At 72.1% G+C, this 15,634-nt stretch carries 15 protein-coding genes; 4 read left to right on the top strand and 11 right to left on the bottom strand.

The window, feature by feature from the left end:
• Positions 1 to 28: 28 nt before the first annotated feature.
• Entirely contained in the window at positions 29 to 1,093 is a 1,065-nt protein-coding gene (locus FBY22_RS03590; RefSeq protein ID WP_142142441.1) for a C40 family peptidase, read from the top strand.
• On the opposite strand, the gene FBY22_RS03585 is transcribed toward FBY22_RS03590, so the two are convergent.
• Genes FBY22_RS03585 through FBY22_RS03565 form a run of 5 tightly spaced genes read right to left on the bottom strand, consistent with a single transcriptional unit; the run spans position 1,066 to position 6,784 of the window.
• A complete protein-coding gene (locus FBY22_RS03585) occupies positions 1,066 to 2,319 on the bottom strand; it encodes a styrene monooxygenase/indole monooxygenase family protein (RefSeq protein WP_142142440.1) in 1,254 nt (417 codons plus the stop codon). The genes FBY22_RS03590 and FBY22_RS03585 overlap by 28 nt on opposite strands.
• A 26-nt stretch (positions 2,320 to 2,345) precedes the next feature.
• Positions 2,346 to 2,981, bottom strand: a complete 636-nt coding sequence (locus FBY22_RS03580) for an ATP/GTP-binding protein (RefSeq protein WP_142142439.1) — start codon at positions 2,979 to 2,981, stop codon at positions 2,346 to 2,348.
• A complete protein-coding gene (locus tag FBY22_RS03575) occupies positions 2,962 to 3,381 on the bottom strand; it encodes a DUF742 domain-containing protein (RefSeq protein ID WP_142142438.1) in 420 nt (139 codons plus the stop codon). The genes FBY22_RS03580 and FBY22_RS03575 overlap by 20 nt, the downstream gene beginning before the upstream one ends.
• A complete protein-coding gene (locus FBY22_RS03570; RefSeq protein WP_142142437.1) occupies positions 3,378 to 3,884 on the bottom strand; it encodes a roadblock/LC7 domain-containing protein in 507 nt (168 codons plus the stop codon). Before FBY22_RS03570 ends, FBY22_RS03575 begins: the two co-directional genes overlap by 4 nt.
• Positions 3,881 to 6,784, bottom strand: coding sequence for a nitrate- and nitrite sensing domain-containing protein (locus FBY22_RS03565; protein WP_260844701.1), 2,904 nt, complete (start codon positions 6,782 to 6,784; stop codon positions 3,881 to 3,883). The genes FBY22_RS03570 and FBY22_RS03565 overlap by 4 nt, the downstream gene beginning before the upstream one ends.
• Positions 6,785 to 7,159: 375 nt before the next feature.
• On the opposite strand from FBY22_RS03565, the gene FBY22_RS03560 reads away from it, so the two are divergent.
• The gene (locus FBY22_RS03560) at positions 7,160 to 7,951 is read left to right on the top strand and encodes a protein phosphatase 2C domain-containing protein (protein WP_142142435.1); all 792 of its coding nucleotides are present in this window, start codon (positions 7,160 to 7,162) and stop codon (positions 7,949 to 7,951) included.
• A 19-nt stretch (positions 7,952 to 7,970) separates the two neighbouring features.
• Here FBY22_RS03560 and FBY22_RS03555 read toward each other — a convergent pair whose 3' ends face one another.
• Together FBY22_RS03555 and FBY22_RS03550 are read right to left on the bottom strand one after the other, a co-directional pair.
• Positions 7,971 to 8,501, bottom strand: a complete 531-nt coding sequence (locus tag FBY22_RS03555) for a hypothetical protein (protein ID WP_142142434.1) — start codon at positions 8,499 to 8,501, stop codon at positions 7,971 to 7,973.
• A 300-nt stretch (positions 8,502 to 8,801) separates the two neighbouring features.
• Complete coding sequence (locus tag FBY22_RS03550; protein WP_142142433.1) at positions 8,802 to 9,293, bottom strand: MarR family winged helix-turn-helix transcriptional regulator; 492 nt, start codon at positions 9,291 to 9,293, stop codon at positions 8,802 to 8,804.
• A gap of 237 nt (positions 9,294 to 9,530) precedes the next feature.
• Here FBY22_RS03550 and FBY22_RS03545 point away from each other — a divergent pair, with 237 nt between their 5' ends.
• A complete protein-coding gene (locus FBY22_RS03545) occupies positions 9,531 to 10,352 on the top strand; it encodes a lysozyme (protein ID WP_142142432.1) in 822 nt (273 codons plus the stop codon).
• Positions 10,353 to 10,422: 70 nt separating this feature from the next.
• Here FBY22_RS03545 and lon read toward each other — a convergent pair whose 3' ends face one another.
• Positions 10,423 to 12,837, bottom strand: a complete 2,415-nt coding sequence (gene lon / locus FBY22_RS03540; protein ID WP_142142431.1) for an endopeptidase La — start codon at positions 12,835 to 12,837, stop codon at positions 10,423 to 10,425.
• Between the two features lie 159 nt (positions 12,838 to 12,996).
• Here lon and FBY22_RS03535 point away from each other — a divergent pair, with 159 nt between their 5' ends.
• Positions 12,997 to 13,914, top strand: coding sequence for an SMP-30/gluconolactonase/LRE family protein (locus FBY22_RS03535; protein WP_142142430.1), 918 nt, complete (start codon positions 12,997 to 12,999; stop codon positions 13,912 to 13,914).
• Here FBY22_RS03535 and FBY22_RS03530 read toward each other — a convergent pair.
• The 3 genes from FBY22_RS03530 to FBY22_RS03520 form a co-directional block, all read right to left on the bottom strand.
• Positions 13,911 to 14,678 (bottom strand): rhomboid-like protein, encoded by a 768-nt coding sequence (locus tag FBY22_RS03530; protein ID WP_142142429.1) that lies wholly within the window; start codon positions 14,676 to 14,678, stop codon positions 13,911 to 13,913. The two genes, FBY22_RS03535 and FBY22_RS03530, sit on opposite strands and share 4 nt — an antisense overlap.
• A 106-nt stretch (positions 14,679 to 14,784) precedes the next feature.
• Positions 14,785 to 15,216: a hypothetical protein gene (locus tag FBY22_RS03525; protein ID WP_142142428.1), complete on the bottom strand. Its 432-nt coding sequence runs from the start codon at positions 15,214 to 15,216 to the stop codon at positions 14,785 to 14,787.
• Positions 15,213 to 15,587, bottom strand: coding sequence for a cupin domain-containing protein (locus FBY22_RS03520; RefSeq protein WP_142142427.1), 375 nt, complete (start codon positions 15,585 to 15,587; stop codon positions 15,213 to 15,215). The genes FBY22_RS03525 and FBY22_RS03520 overlap by 4 nt, the downstream gene beginning before the upstream one ends.
• Between the last annotated feature and the right edge of the window lie 47 nt (positions 15,588 to 15,634).

Below are 15,634 nucleotides of genomic sequence, written 5' to 3'. Positions count from 1 at the left end.
GGGGCTGCCCCGCACCGGAGGTGATGACATGTCAGGAAGGCTTCTGCGTCTGGTGTGTACGGCCGCGGTGGCGGCCGGCACCGTCCTCGCACCGCTGCCCGCCACGGCCGCTCCCGAGCCCGGCACCGGCGAGCGTCCCGTCTCCGAGCTGCTGACGGACCTTCAGCGGCTGTACCGGCAGGCCGAGAAGGCCACCGAGACGTACGACGCCACCGAGGAGAAGCTGACCAGGCAGCGGGCCGAGGTCGAACGCCTGGACACCGAGCTGACCCGCACCCGGATCGCCCTGAAGGACAGCCGCGGCGCGGCGGGACGGCTGGCCCGCGAGCAGTACCAGAACAGCACCGCCCTCTCCCCCTACGTCCGCCTGCTCCTCGCCCGCGACCCCCAGCAGGCCCTCGACGAGAGCCATGTCATCGGCCAGTTGGCCCAGGAACGCGCCAAGACCGTCGGCCGCCTCACCGGCACCGAGAAGAAGGCCGACGACCTCGCCCGCAGGGCGCGCAAGGCGCTCGACGCGCAACTCACCCTCGTCGCACGGCAGAAGAAGAACCGCGACGACGTACAGAAGCGGCTGCGGGACGTCGAGGAACTCCTCGTCTCGCTCACCCCGCAACAGATCGCCCAGATCGACGAGTTGGAGAAGAGCAGCGTCGACACCGCGCAGCGCGCCCTGGTGCCCTCCGGGGCGCTCGGCGCCGAGCGCGAGCCGTCACGGGCGGGCGACCGCGCCCTGCGCTACGCCGTGCAGCAGCTCGGAAAGCCCTACCGCTGGGGCGCGGCGGGCCCGGAGTCGTACGACTGCTCGGGGCTGACGTCCCAGGCCTGGGGTCACGCCGGAACGCCGGTCCCCCGCACCAGCCAGGAGCAGTGGGCGCGGCTGCCGAGGGTCCCCCTCGACCGGCTGCGCCCCGGCGACCTGGTGGTCTACTTCCCCGAGGCCACGCACGTGGCGATGTACCTGGGCGCGGGAAAGGTGATCCAGGCCCCCAGGACGGGCGAGCAGATCAGGGTCTCCCCGATCGCCTCGTACCCCGTCCTCGGGGCCGTGCGGCCGGACGGTGATCAGGCTCCCGCGACCGAGGCGAGGTAGGCCTCCGCCTTCGCCGGCTCGTAGAAGAAGTTCTCGAAGTCCGCGGGGTTGTTGAAGCCGTTGGCGAACCGGTCGGCGACCGGCTGCAGCTGCCCGGCGGCGCCGATCAGGTTGAGGATGTGCTCCGGCGGCGGCGCGAGCATCGCGTTCGTCCACTTGGTGACGTGCTGGGCCGTCTCCCAGTAGCGGTCGAACGTCGCCTGCATCCAGCTCTCGTCGAACTCCTTCTCGCCGTTCTCCAGGATCGACGCGAGGTAGGCGGCGGCGCACTTGGAGGCGGAGTTGGAGCCCTGCCCGGTGATCGGGTCGTTGGCGACGACGACGTCGGCCACACCGAGGACCAGGCCGCCGCCGGGCAGGCGGCCGATGGGGTTGCGGACGGTCGGGGCGTAACGGCCGGACAACGTGCCGCCGGCGTCGGTCAGTTCGACCTTGGTGGCCCGCGCGTACTCCCAGGGCGTGTACCGCTCCATGAGTTCCAGGGTCAGGGAGAGGTGCTCCGCCGGGTCCTTGACGCCGTTGAAGACGTCGAGCGGGCCGCCGGGTATGCCCTCCCAGAACAGGATGTCGGCGCGGCCGGAGGTGGTGAGCGTCGGCATGACGAACAGCTCGCCCACGCCCGGGACCAGGTTGCAGCGGACCGCCTCGCGGTCCGGGTGCTCGGGACGCGGGCCGAGTCCGTGGACGTAGGAGACGGCGAGGGCGCGCTGCGGCTCGCTGTACGGGGAACGCGAGGCGTCCCGGCCGAACATCGACACCAGCTCGCCCTTGCCCGCCGACACCAGCACCAGGTCGTAGGTGCGGGAGAAGTAGTCGAGGTCGGAGACGGCCGCGCCGTGGATGACCAGCTGGCCGCCGCGCTGCGCGAAGGTCTCCATCCAGCCGGCCATCTTCACCCGCTGGTCGACCGACTGCGCGTACCCGTCGAGGTCGCCCACCCAGTCGATCGCACGGGCGGCCGGGCCCTCGCTCCAGGAGCCGGGGGCCGCCACCGAGACGCCGAGTCCCCCGATCTTCGGGGCCTGGGACTCCCAGAAGTTCAGCTGGAGATCGCGCTCGTGCTGCAGTGCCGTGTGGAACATGCACTGCGTCGACATGACCCGGCCGGAACGGATCTCGTCCGCCGTCCGGTTGGACATCAGGGTGACCTCGTACCCGTGCGACTGGAGGCCGAGGGCGAGCTGGAGTCCGGACTGGCCGGCTCCTACGACGAGTATCTTCCGCATGCGGGTGACTGCTCCTAAGAGGGCGACTACTCGGGGGTCTCGTCGAGCGCGTGGCCGACGAGGGACAGGAGAGTCTCGATCACCGAGATCCTCCGCCGCGCATCCATGATCATTACAGGTATGTGCGCGGGGATCGTCAACGCCTCCCGCACGTCCTCCGGTTCGAACAGCTCGCTGCCGTCGAAGTGGTTGACCGCGACGACGTACGGCAGTCCGCAGCTCTCGAAGTAGTCGAGCGCGGGGAAGCAGTCCTTCAGCCGCCGGGTGTCGGCCAGTACGACGGCGCCGATCGCGCCGCGCACGAGGTCGTCCCACATGAACCAGAACCGCTGCTGGCCCGGCGTGCCGAACAGGTAGAGCACCAGGTCGTCGTCGAGCGTGAGGCGGCCGAAGTCCATGGCCACTGTGGTGGTCAGCTTCTCCGGCGTGGCGGTGAGGTCGTCGGTCTCCTCGCTGGCCTCGGTCATCAGCGCCTCGGTCTGCAGGGGCGTGATCTCCGAGACGGTGGTGACGAGGGTCGTCTTGCCGACGCCGAACCCGCCCGCCACAACTATCTTCGTGGCGATCGGGGCGCGTGTGCGGTCCGTCTGCCAGGACTGCAGGTTCTCGTCGGGGTCGACGAAGGCGGCGACGCCAGCGGCGTCAGAGACGGCGGAGTCCACTCAGCACCCTTTCCAGCAGAGCGCGGTCCGGACGGCCCGTGCCGTGACCGGTCCCGGTGCCGTACACACGGATCTTTCCCTGGTCCGCGAGATCGCTGAGCAGCACGCGGACCACGCCGAGCGGCATCTTCAGCAGCGCGGCGATCTCGGCCACCGTGCGCATGCGGCGGCACAGTTCGACGATGGCCCGCATCTCGGGCATCACCCGGGTGCTGAGGGAACCATTCGTCAGTTCCTTGCGCTCCTCCGGGGCCTCGAGCGCCGCGACGAACGTCTCCACGAGGAGGACATGTCCGAAGCGGGTACGGCCACCGGTGAGCGAGTAGGGGCGGACACGGGCCGGTTTGCGGTCGCCGCCGCGGACGGGGAGCGTCCGCCTCTGCTGCTTGTCACTGGTCATCGGGCACTCCCCGCGGACTCCTGCTCCAGGGATTTTCGCAGCTCGCTGCGGAGCTCGGGGGTCAGGACGTGGCCGGCGCGGCCGACGAACAGCGCCATGTGGTACGCCACCACGCTCATGTCGCAGTCCGCGGAGCCGTGCACGCCGAGCAGCGAGCCGTCGCTGATCGACATCACGAACAGGCTGCCCTCGTCCATCGCGACCATCGTGTGCTTCACGGGGCCGGAGTCCATCAGCCGGGCGGCGCCGATGGTGAGGCTGCCGATGCCGGAGACGATGGTGGCGAGGTCGGCGGCGGAGCCGCGGGGGCCCTTCGCCGCCGTGCGGGTCTGCGCCTGGCGGGCCTCGTCGTTGCGGGACTGGTCGGAGGAGAGCAGGAGCAGGCCGTCGGAGGAGACGACCGCCACCGACTGGATGCCCGGCACCTCCTCGACCAGGTTCGTCAGCAGCCAGTGCAGGTTACGGGCTTCACTGCTCAGTCCGAAGGTACTGGGCGCGGTCAACTGCTTGCCTCCTCGACTGTGCCCCCCGTGGCTTCTTCGGATGTGGCTGGTTCTGTGGCGGGAGCCTGGGTCTGGCCTGTCTGTTCGGCGATCTCCGCCTGTACGTCGCGGTAGCCGGCCTCCGCCCCCCGACGGAAGCCGCCCAGCCTGCGGCGCAGAGCATCGGCGTCGACGGATCCGCCGCGCGGGCGGGGTGCCTCGGTGGGGGTGGTGATCTTCGGGGTGCGCTTGGGGAGGCCCTTCGCGGTGACGGGCTCCTCCTCGTCCGGGGTGCGGGTGTGTTCGGCGGCCTCGGCTTCGCCTTCGGCCCGCTCTTCGCTCCCACCCGCACCACCCGTGCGGGTTTCGTCGCCGGGTGCGGGTGGCCCCTGTGGGGCGCAGTCGCCGTCGGCGGCCGCGGGAGCGGTCTGGGTGTGGGTCCCGTCCGCCTCCGGCGGGCGGCCGTGGGCCTCCGGCACATCGGCCGGGGCCTCCGTCGCCAGGGCCTCCGCGATCGGGGCCTGGGCCTCCGCGGCCGGGCCCGGGATCAGGAGTTCCATGGTGGTCTCGGCCGGGCGCTCCGGGGTGGGCGCGAGGTCGTCGCCGGCCGTGCGCGGGGCCGGGAGCTCCGCCGCGACCTCCGGGGTGGCTCCGGCTTCCTGGGCCTCCGGGCTCTCCTGTACCGCCTTCTCCGCCAGGGCCACCAACGGGTCGGTGGTGGGTGTGCGGGCGGGCAGGAGGTTGGAGTTGGCCTCGGCGTCGGCGCCGGGGAGGGAGAAGGTGTGGGCGGTCGGGACCGAGGACGACGACGCCGGTACCGCGGACGACGGGGCCGCCGCCAGCAGCGACTTGGGCAGGACGACGACCGCCGCCACCCCGCCCTGCTTCTGCTCGCGCAACTGGACGCGGACGCCGTGCCGGTGCGCGAGGCGGGCGACGACGTACAGGCCGAGACCGAGGCCCTCCTCGCCCTCCTGGTCGTAGGGGGACTCGGGGTCGAACTCGGCGAGGCGGGCGTTCAGGCGGGTCATCCGCTCCGCGGTCATGCCGATGCCCTCGTCCTGGACGGAGAGCATGACCTCGCCGTTCTCCAGCAGCCAGCCGGAGACCTCGACGGGCAGGTCCGGCGGGGAGAACGAGGCCGCGTTCTCCAGCAGTTCCGCCAGCAGGTGCGAGAGGTCGTCCGCGGCGAAGCCCGCCACATGGGCGTGCGGGGGCAGCGCGGAGATACGGACCCGCTCGTAGCGCTCGATCTCGCTGACCGCGGCCCGCACCACGTCGACCAGGGGCACCGGACCCGCGTGCTGCTGGACGTGCTCGGTACCGGCGAGGACCAGGAGGTTCTCGCTGTGGCGGCGCATGACCGTGGCGAAGTGGTCGAGCTTGAACAGGGTCGCGAGGCGCTCGGGGTCCTGCTCGCGCTCCTCCAGGCCCTCGATGACCGTCAGCTGACGCTCGACCAGGCCGAGCGTGCGCAGCGCCAGGTTCACGAAGGTGCCGCCGATGCTTTCCCGCAGGCGCTCCAGCTGGGCGGCGGAGTCGGTCAGTTCGGCGCGCAGCTCCTCGCGGGCGTCGGCCATTTTCTGCCGCTGCCCGACCAGGTGCTTGCGGTCGGACTCCAGCGTGGTGACGCGTTCGTGCAGGGTGGCCGCGTGCGCGTGCAGGGCGTTGACGGACCGGACGACCTGGGCGAACTCGTCGTTGCGGCCGGTGAAGGTGACCGGTTCCTCGGCGGCGGGGTCGGCCGACTCGGCGAGCCGGGCGGAGCCGCGGCGCAGGACCGACAGGGGCCGGGTGAGGCTGCGGGCCATCCCGGTGGCGACGCCGACGGCGAGGAGCATCAGCGCGCCCAGGACGGCGATCCGGATCTCCAGCGCGGTGACGTCGTCGTCGCGCAGCTTCGCGAGGTCCTTGGTGCGGCGGTCGTAGAGGGCGGACTCGACACCGCGCATCATCTCGACGCGGGCGGAGAGCGCGGCGTCGACCTTGGAGGCGGAGGTTCCGAGTTCGGAGTCGCTCAGGGTCGGCTGGTCGGTGAGGGAGGCCAGGTACTTGTCGGCCTGGTTGACCTCGGCGCCGGTGACCGTGGAGTCGTAGGACGCGAGGGCCGCCTTGGGGGCCGTCTCGCGGAAGCCGGCGAGGGCGGCGTCGGAGCGCAGCCGGGCCTGCTGGGCGGCGGCGGACAGGGCGTCGCGCGTCTTGGCGTCGGCGGAGGAGGAGCCGGTGGTCGTGGTCGGCAGCCCGGTGACGGGGCTGATGACGGTCTGCGTGGAGCGGGGCACGCCGAGGGCGGCCAGCAGCAGCCCGCGGGCGGCGGCCGACTGCTGTACGGCGGTGTCGAGCTGGGCGAGCGCGTGGGCGCCGCCTCCGGCCCCGGGCGGCATCTTCTCGGCCAGTTGCTCGGCGAGCCGGTGGAGCCCGGCGATGGCGGTGGAGTAGGCGTCGTGCGTCTCCAGGGCGCTGCTCTTGCCGGTGAGCGCGGAACGGCGCAGGGTCGCGATGCCGTCGAGATCGCCGCGGAGCGAGGCGGGGATGTCGGGGTCGGCGCGCAGTTCCTCGATCTGCCGGTCGACCCGGGCGCTGCGCTGCTCGGAGGGCGCCTTGGACTTGGACCGGCCGGCCGCGATGTACGACGTGACGTCGTCCCGCTCGTCGGCCAGGGAGTGCGCGAGGACCAGCGCGTCCTGGGTCTGCCCGGCCAGCGTCACCAGGTCCTGGGAGTCCTTGAGCTGCCCGGAGGCGGCCAGGACTGACGGGGCTCCCGCTCCGGCTATGGCGGCGGCCACGACGGCCACGGCGACGATGAGCCGATTGCGTACGTGGGTGGGCCGGCCCTTGCCGGTGACGGTGCCGGAGGGCTGCTCCGAACCCCCTTGGGGGGCCGTCTGCTTGCCTGTGCGACGAGGCCGCGTCTTCTGCACCGGTGCTCGCATTCCTGACTCGTGATACTCGTGGGCCCGAGTGACGTTGTGTCAACTGACGCCGACCGCGCACCCGGGTACGGGTCCCGACCCTCCCAACTCCGTTGGGCAGCGGTCGCGCATCACCTGACCCGCCACCCGAAGGAGTGAACCTCGGAGAGGAGTTGGCGGGCAAGTTCCTCCGGCGATTGCGGGCGCCCTGCGGGGCGGGCCGGTTGGACGTCCGCGACGGGCGGTGGCAGTATTTGCCGCCGCGCTTTCCCGGATCAACGAATTACACCCCAAATCAGACGCCTGACCTGCGCGGGTGCGCCAATTCGGCGACCGGTGCCAGCCTTTGGTGAACGCTGTGAAGACGTCGTGGAGACTGGCCGGATGCGTACGGAACTTGTTTCGGAACCCGGCGATCCCGGCCGTCCCAACGAGGACTTCGCCTCGGTGGCGCTGCCCGCTTCCGGCCAGGGCGGCGCGGTGGTCGTCCTGGACGGGGTGACGCCGCCGCGCGGCGGGACGGGCTGTCTGCATTCGGTTCCCTGGTACACGGCCCGCCTGGGCGGCGCACTGACCGAACTGACCGTTTCCCTCCCGGATGTGCCGCTGACCGAGGTGCTCTCCCGCGCCATCACCCGTACCGCCGAGGCGCATGAGCGGACCTGTGACCTTTCTCACCCGCGCACCCCGCAGGCGACCGTGGCCGTCGCGCGCTGGGGCGCGGAGACGGTCGAGTACCTGGTCCTGTCCGACTCGGCCCTGCTGCTGCGGTCTCCGGACGGCGTGGTCACGGCGGTGCTGGACGACCGTCTGTCCCGCCTGCCGGCGGCCTCGCTGGCCACGGACGCGATCGTGGACTCGACGGTCCGCAACAAGGAGGGCGGCTTCTTCACGGCGGCGGCCGATCCGGCCGTGGCGGCGCGGGCGGTGACCGGCGCGGTGCCGCGGGGCCGGGCGCAGGTGCTGGCCGCGCTGACGGACGGGGCCGCGCGGTGGGTGGAGCGGTTCGGGGAGGGCGACTGGGAGGACTGTCTGCGGTTCGTGGGCAAGGAGGGGGCGCGGGCGCTCGTGAACCGGGTCCGGGAGCTGGAGCGGGCCGACGAGCGCGAGCGGGTGCATCTGGGGCGCGGCAAGACGCACGACGACGCGACGGTCGTGTACGTCGAACTTCCCTGAGGCGCGCGGCCGTACACGCTCAGCCGGCCTTGCCGCCGGTGGGGGTGACGGGGTGCCACTGCCCGTCCCTGCCCTGACCGTTGGTCTGCCCGGCCGCGGTGTCGCCCACGTACCGGTACAGCGGCCAGCCGGCGAGGGTGAGCTGCGTCCTGCCGTCGCGGTGGACCGTGCCGAGCAGGCCCTTGTCCACTCCCGAGGTCTGCACCGCGCCCTGCACGATCACCGGGATCCACGTCTTCACGCACGCGCCGGAGCACGTCCACCGGGACGGGTTCGGCCGGTCCCGGTCGTAGCGGTAGAGGGTCATCCCGTTGCCGTCGCTGACGGTGCCACCCGCGCCGCGCACGGCGGTCGTGACCGCCTGTCCGCCGCCGGCCGGCGTGGGGGTGGCCGGTGCGGAGGTGGCGGGGCCGGAGGAGGCGACGGCCGCCGGGGCGACGGTGCCGGAGCCCGTACCGGAGGCGTCGGAGCCGGCGGAGCTGCACGCCGCCAGCAGGAACGCTGCGATAAGGCCGGTGGCCGAGGCGAGCACGATGCGGTGCGGAATCACGGGGTTGCCCTTCTGCGGGAGTCGCCGTCCTGTCGCCCCTTGGTACGTCCGGCGGTCGCCGTGCTCTCAGCGTCCGGCGCCACATGACGCACTCTTGACGACCGGCCGCCCCCGCGGAGCGGCGCCAGGCCGTGCCGTCACATTCCCGCCGTCCGCCCGCAGGGCGGGCCCGGAGACGTCTGGTGCGTGCGATCGCAAAGTGCCGGAGCGTCCTGACAGCGGAGCTGTTCGGGCGCTCCGGCAACGCCACGAGCGTGCGTGCCAGACGCCTCCGGGCAGGCGGGAATGCGACGGCAGGGCCTACCGCTCCATGCCGCGGTTCAACTGCCCCAGCAGATGCGCCAGTTGGGCCACCTCGCGGCGGTCCCAGTGGGAGAGCTGGCTGACGTACCGGGCCCGTCGGGCGTCGCGCACCTTGGCGACCCGCGCGTGTCCCTCCCGGGTCAGGTGCACCAGCCACGCCCGTCCGTCGGCCGGGTCGGGCTCGCGGGCCACCAGGCCGAGTTCTTCCAGCGCCCGGAGCTGACGGGACATGGTGGCCTTGCCGACGCCGATGTAGGCGGCGAGTTCGGTCGCGCGCTGGCGGCCGCACTCGTCGAGACGGATCAGCAGGCCGTAGGCCGCCGACTCCAGGTCGGGGTGGACCTCGCGGGCCATCTCGCCCTGGTTGGCGCGGGCGCGCCGGAACAGGATCGTCAGTTCGCGTTCCAGGGACAGGTACTCCTGGTCTGCACCACTCGCCGACGGCTCCGCTGAGAGCCGGCCTCCGTCGTCGTTTCCGCCTTCGTGCACGTCAGTCCCTGCCTCGGTTTTCCCCGTACTGAAAGTTTCCGCCAAACCCCGTCATCGCCGCAGCTCCGTCAGTATTTCGCAGGGCTAGACCAACGGCACCGTCCGGCCCCTCTTCCCAGCCGCTCGTCTACGTGCGTAGCTTCGTTGACGAGCCGGGGCCGAGCCGCCCGCGACGGCCGGCCACCGGCACCCAGTGTTTCCCCCCACCGAGCATCACCGAGCCTTCGGAGGCACGCCATGCCCGTGCACAGACCGAACCCCCTCCGCCCCCGGCGCCCCTTCCTCGCCGGCCTCCTGCTCACCGCCCTCACCCTCGCCCTGGCCGCCCCGGCCGACGCGGCGACCACCACCCCGGCCCGCGGCTCCGCCCACATGGGCATGGGCGTCCTCGCGCACGACGGGCAGCACGGCACCCCCGCGCCCACCGCCGTCACCCAGACCGAGGGCGTCGACGTCTCCGGTCACCAGGGCAACGTCGCCTGGTCGACCCTGTGGAGCAGCGGGGTCAGATGGGCCTACACCAAGGCGACCGAGGGGACGTACTACACCAACCCCTACTTCGCCCAGCAGTACAACGGCTCCTACAACGTCGGCATGATCCGCGGCGCGTACCACTTCGCCACGCCCGACACCACCAGCGGGGCGACCCAGGCCAACTACTTCGTCGACCACGGCGGCGGCTGGTCCCGCGACGGCAAGACCCTGCCCGGCGTCCTCGACATCGAGTGGAACCCGTACGGCGCCGCCTGCTACGGCAAGTCGCAGAGCGCGATGGTGAGCTGGATCGCCGACTTCCTGAACACCTACCGGTCGCGCACCGGCCGGGACGCCGTGATCTACACGGCCACGAGCTGGTGGACGGACTGCACCGGCAACTACGGTGGCTTCGCGGCGAACAACCCGCTGTGGATCGCCCGGTACGCCTCGGACCCGGGGACGCTGCCGGCCGGCTGGGGCTACTACACGATGTGGCAGTACACCTCGTCCGGTCCGACCGTCGGCGACCACGACAAGTTCAACGGCGCCCTGGACCGCGTACAGGCTCTCGCGAACGGCTGAGGCGCCCGGGTACGGCGAGGGCCCGGGCCTCCCTCACGGGACCCGGGCCCTGCCTGTCCGGCGGCGTCCGTCACGCCGCCACCGGAACCTCCGGCTCGGCGCCGCTCGTCGCGGGCGCGAGCGCCAGTTCCAGGACCTGGCGGACGTCGGTCACGGTGTGGACGTCGAGCTTGTCCAGCACCTCGGCGGGGACGTCGTCCAGGTCGGGTTCGTTGCGCTTGGGGATGATCACCGTCGTGACCCCCGCCCGCTGCGCGGCCAGCAGCTTCTGCTTCACCCCGCCGATCGGCAGAACCCGGCCGGTCAGCGAGACCTCACCGGTCATCGCCACGTCCGTGCGGACCAGCCGGCCCGACAGCAGCGACGCCAGGGCCGTCGTCATCGTGACGCCGGCGCTGGGGCCGTCCTTGGGGACCGCGCCCGCCGGGAAGTGGATGTGCACGCCGCGGTCCTTGAGGTCCGCGACCGGCAGCTCCAGTTCCGCGCCGTGCGAGCGCAGGAAGGACAGGGCGATCTGCGCGCTCTCCTTCATGACGTCGCCCAGCTGGCCGGTGAGCGTCAGGCCCGCCGCGCCCGTCTCGGGGTCAGCGAGGGACGCCTCGACGAACAGGACGTCGCCGCCCGCGCCGGTGACCGCCAGGCCGGTCGCCACACCGGGGACGGACGTACGGCGCTCGGCCGGGTCCTGGGCCGACTCCGGGACGTGGTGCGGGCGGCCGATCAGCCCGCGCAGGTCGGCGTCGGTGATGGTGAGCGGCAGCTCCCGGTCGCCCAGTTCGTGCTGGGCCGCGACCTTGCGCAGCAGCCGCGCGATCGACCGCTCCAGGGTGCGCACGCCCGCCTCGCGGGTGTACTCCCCGGCGAGCTTGCGCAGCGCGCTCTCGTCGAGGGTCACCTCGTCCTTGTCCAGGCCGGCCCGCTCCAGCTGGCGCGGGAGCAGATGGTCACGGGCGATGACGACCTTCTCGTCCTCGGTGTAGCCGTCCAGGCGGACCAGCTCCATACGGTCCAGCAGCGCCTCCGGGATGGCTTCCAGGACGTTCGCCGTCGCGAGGAACACGACGTCGGACAGGTCGAGTTCGACCTCCAGGTAGTGGTCGCGGAAGGTGTGGTTCTGCGCCGGGTCGAGGACTTCGAGCAGGGCGGCCGCCGGGTCGCCCCGGAAGTCGGAGCCGACCTTGTCGATCTCGTCGAGCAGGACGACCGGGTTCATCGAGCCGGCCTCCTTGATCGCCCGGACGATACGGCCGGGCAGCGCGCCGACGTACGTACGGCGGTGGCCGCGGATCTCCGCCTCGTCGCGAACGCCGCCGAGGGCGACCCGCACGAACTTGCGGCCCATGGCGTGCGCGACGGACTCGCCGAGCGAGGTCTTGCCGACGCCGGGCGGCCCGACGAGGGCCAGGACGGCGCCGCCGCGCCGGCCGCCGATGACGCCGAGGCCGCGGTCGCTGCGGCGCTTGCGCACCGCGAGGTACTCGGTGATGCGCTCCTTCACGTCCTCCAGGCCGGCGTGCTCGGCGTCGAGGACGGCCTTGGCGCCCTGGATGTCGTAGGCGTCCTCGGTCCGCTCGTTCCACGGCAGTTCGAGGATCGTGTCCAGCCAGGTGCGGATCCAGGAGCCCTCGGGAGACTGGTCGCTGGACCGCTCCAGCTTGTCGACCTCCTTGAGGGCGGCCTCGCGGACCTTCTCCGGCAGGTCGGCGGCCTCCACCCGGGCGCGGTAGTCGTCGGACTCCTCGCCGTCCTGTTCGCCGTTGAGCTCGCGCAACTCCTTGCGGACGGCTTCGAGCTGACGGCGCAGCAGGAACTCACGCTGCTGCTTGTCGACGCCCTCCTGGACGTCCTTGGCGATGGTCTCGGCGACGTCCTGCTCGGCGAGGTGGTCGCGCAGGTGCTGGGTGGCGAGCTTGAGGCGGGCGACCGGGTCGGTGGTCTCCAGCAGTTCGATCTTCTGCTCGGTGGTCAGGAACGGCGAGTAGCCGGAGTTGTCGGCGAGCTGGGACACGTCGTCGATGGCCTGCACGCGGTCCACGACCTGCCAGGCGCCGCGCTTGCGCAGCCAGGCGGTGGCGAGGGCTTTGTACTCCTTGACGAGTTCGGCGACGTGCCCGGGCAGCGGCTCGGGAACGCTCTCGTCGATCCGCGTGCCCTCGACCCACAGCGCCGCGCCCGGCCCGGTGGTGCCGGCGCCGATCCTCACGCGGCCGCGGCCGCGGATGAGGGCGCCCGGGTCACCGTCGGCCAGCCGGCCGACCTGCTCGACGGTGCCGAGGACACCGGTGCTCGCGTACGTCCCGTCGATGCGTGGAACCAGGAGGACCTTGGGCTTCCCGGGCTCGGACCGGGCGGCGGCCTGGGCGGCCTCCACCGCGGCGCGTACGTCGGCGTCGTTGAGGTCCAGCGGAACCACCATGCCGGGCAGCACGACCTCGCCGTCGAGCGGCAGCACGGGCAGGGTGAGCGGTGTGGACGTCGAAGCCATGATCTCCCCTTCGGCAGTCAAGTTGAGCTATGCCGACTCAATGCGCGAGGCTCCGCGGATGTTCCCGGGCCGCCGTGACGTTCGCTGTAAGCGATCAGCAAGGGACCTGACACGGCGTAGGTTGGATCACGTTCCGATCAGCGGCAGCGAGGGGTGGACATGTCCGGTCACGTGGTCAACGGCCTGTACGAGGTTCTGGACGACCGCTTCCTCACGGGACGCTGCGCCAACGGCGACGGGCGGCTCGAGGTGCTGTACGACGACTGCCGCTGGGCGGAGGGCCCCCTGTACGTGCCCGCGTGGCGGCAGCTGGTCTGGAGCGACATCCCCAACGACCGGCTGCTGCGGTGGGACGAGGCCACCGGCGCGGTGAGCGTGTTCCGTCACCCCGCCGGTCACGTCAACGGCAACACCCTCGACCGGCAGGGGCGGCTGGTCAGCTGCGAGCAGGGCAACCGGCGGGTGACCCGCACCGAGCCCGACGGCACGGTCACCGTCCTCGCCGACCGCTGCGACGGCAAGCGCCTCAACAGCCCGAACGACGCCGTCGTACGCTCCGACGGCACGATCTGGTTCTCCGACCCGGACTTCGGCATCCTCAGCGACTACGAGGGCCACCGCGCCGAGTCCGAGATCGGCGCCTGCAACGTGTACCGGATCGACCCCGCGAGCGGGCGGGTGCATCTTGCCGCCGACGGGTTCGAGGGGCCCAACGGCGTGATCCTGTCGGCGGACGAGCGGCGGCTGTACGTCTCCGACTCGCGGGCCGCCCGCATCCGTGTATTCGACGTCGCCGACGACGGCACGCTGTCCGGCGGGAGGGTCTTCGCCGAGGCCGGGGAGGGGGTGCACTACGACAACATCCGGCTCGACGACGAGGGCCGGCTGTGGGCCGCAGCCCTGGAGGACGGGGTGCACTGCTACGCCCCGGACGGCACCCTCATCGGCCGGCTCCGGGTGCCCGGGACGGTGGCCAACGTGACGTTCGGCGGCCCGAAGAACAACCGCCTGTTCATCACGGCGGCGACCACGGTGTACTCCCTGGTGATGTCGGTGACGGGCGCGCCGCGCGTCTAGGCCGCCTCAGCCTCCCGACGCCAGCGGCGCACCAGCGGCCAGGTCGCGACGCCTATCGAGAGGGCGATCAGGTGACCCCAGTTGGTCATCGGGTCCGTGAACTCGATCAGCTCCTCCACCAGCATGCCGCCGAACAGGACCAGCAGGGGCCGGCGCAGCCACGGCCCGAGCAGGCCCGCGAGGGAGCCGACGGCGGCGGCCACCCCGAAGCTGATGCCGTAGTCGAGGCGGTGCAGGGAACTGTGCGGGAGGTGCCCGGCCAGGACCGCCAGCCCCACGGCCCCCTCCGTCGCGAGGGTGGCCAGGACGTGGCCGAGCAGGAATACGAGGACGGCGCGGGCGCCGCCTATCCGCCGCTCCAGGGCGGTCAGGACGAGCAGGAAGCACACGACGTACGGCGACACGAGCCCGCCGGCCACCCACAGCGCGCTGGCCAACAGGACCAGCACCGGGGTGCGGACGAGGTGGGCCACGTCCGTGCTGGAAGCCTGCTGCAGGGCGTTGACGAGGGCCGGGGAGGCGTGGGCGGCGACGAGCGAGGTGACGGCGAGGACGGCGGCGTAGCCGAAAGTGACCGGGGTGCCCGTGGGGGTGGGCAGGAGACGCCAGGGGCGAAGCCGCCGGGGGCCGGCCGTGCGACGCGCGCCGGCCGGTGCCGGTGCCGCGGCCGGCACCCGCTGCCGTGGCAGCCCGTCGAGCAGGTCGGAGACCTCGGGGAGGGGCGCGGCCAAGGAGTGGGCGTCGGCCGTCGCGGCGGGTTCCACGGTGAGGTGCTCCTTCCGTTTCCCCCCACCCTTCGGGGCCCCACGAGCCACTGTCTATGACCGACGCCACGCGTGAGCCGATTCTCAAGAACCTCTAAGGAGTTTCCTACGTCTGCCCGTCCGGCCAGGGCCGCAGGAGGACCACCTCCCTGGCGTGTGCGGCCCGGGTCGCCGGGTCCCAGTCGCCGGTGCAGTAGACGCAGGCCTCCGCGACGCGGCCGTCCCTGATCTCGGCACGCATCAACTCCCGGCAGTACCAGGTGCCTTGGCCGTCCTCCCAGCTCTCCTCGAACTCGAGGACGAACCCGGTGGGCGTGGCGTCGACGCGGTGGCGGGGGACCGTGCCGAGGAAGGGGTGGCTGCGGCGGCGCAGCGCCACGAGTTCCTCGCGCCCTTGGGCCTGAAGCCGCCACTGCGGCACGGTCAGGTCGAGGAACACGTCGTCCGTGAACAGCCCGTCGGGGGCCGTGTTGGTCTCCAGGAACCGCACGAAGAGGTCGGCGAGTTCCCTGACGCGGGTTTCGGTCGCGGTGGTCATGACCGGCCCTCGGCGAGGTTGCGGCCGATGACGTCCATGGTGGCGGTCAGCTCGGCGGTGGGGCTGAACTCGACGATCTCGGTGCCGGCGAAGACGAGGGGGAGGTGGCCCGGGGCGCCGTAGTAGGCGTCGCCTGCGTGGAAGACCTCGTCGTGGTCGGCGTAGCGCAGGACCAGCCTGCCGCTGATGACCTGGCCCCAGTGCGGGCACTGGCAGCGGTCGTCGGGCAGGCCCCGGAACAGCGCGGCGGGATCCATGTCCGCCTTCATGGTCTCGTAACCGACCGTGTACGGACCGACCTGCGCGTAGCGGCCTTCCATGACCGGCTCGTCCACCTGGAGTCCGGCCTCGGCCTTGGATGTGCGGGGCATGGTGTCCTGCCTTCCCTCGGAGTCTCTCCGTCGGGAAGGAGGCGTCA

The sequence above is a fragment of the Streptomyces sp. SLBN-31 genome, assembly GCF_006715395.1.
Classification (GTDB): domain Bacteria; phylum Actinomycetota; class Actinomycetes; order Streptomycetales; family Streptomycetaceae; genus Streptomyces.
The sequence above is the reverse complement of the archived record's forward strand: the minus strand, read 5'-3'. Positions and strand labels throughout refer to the sequence as shown.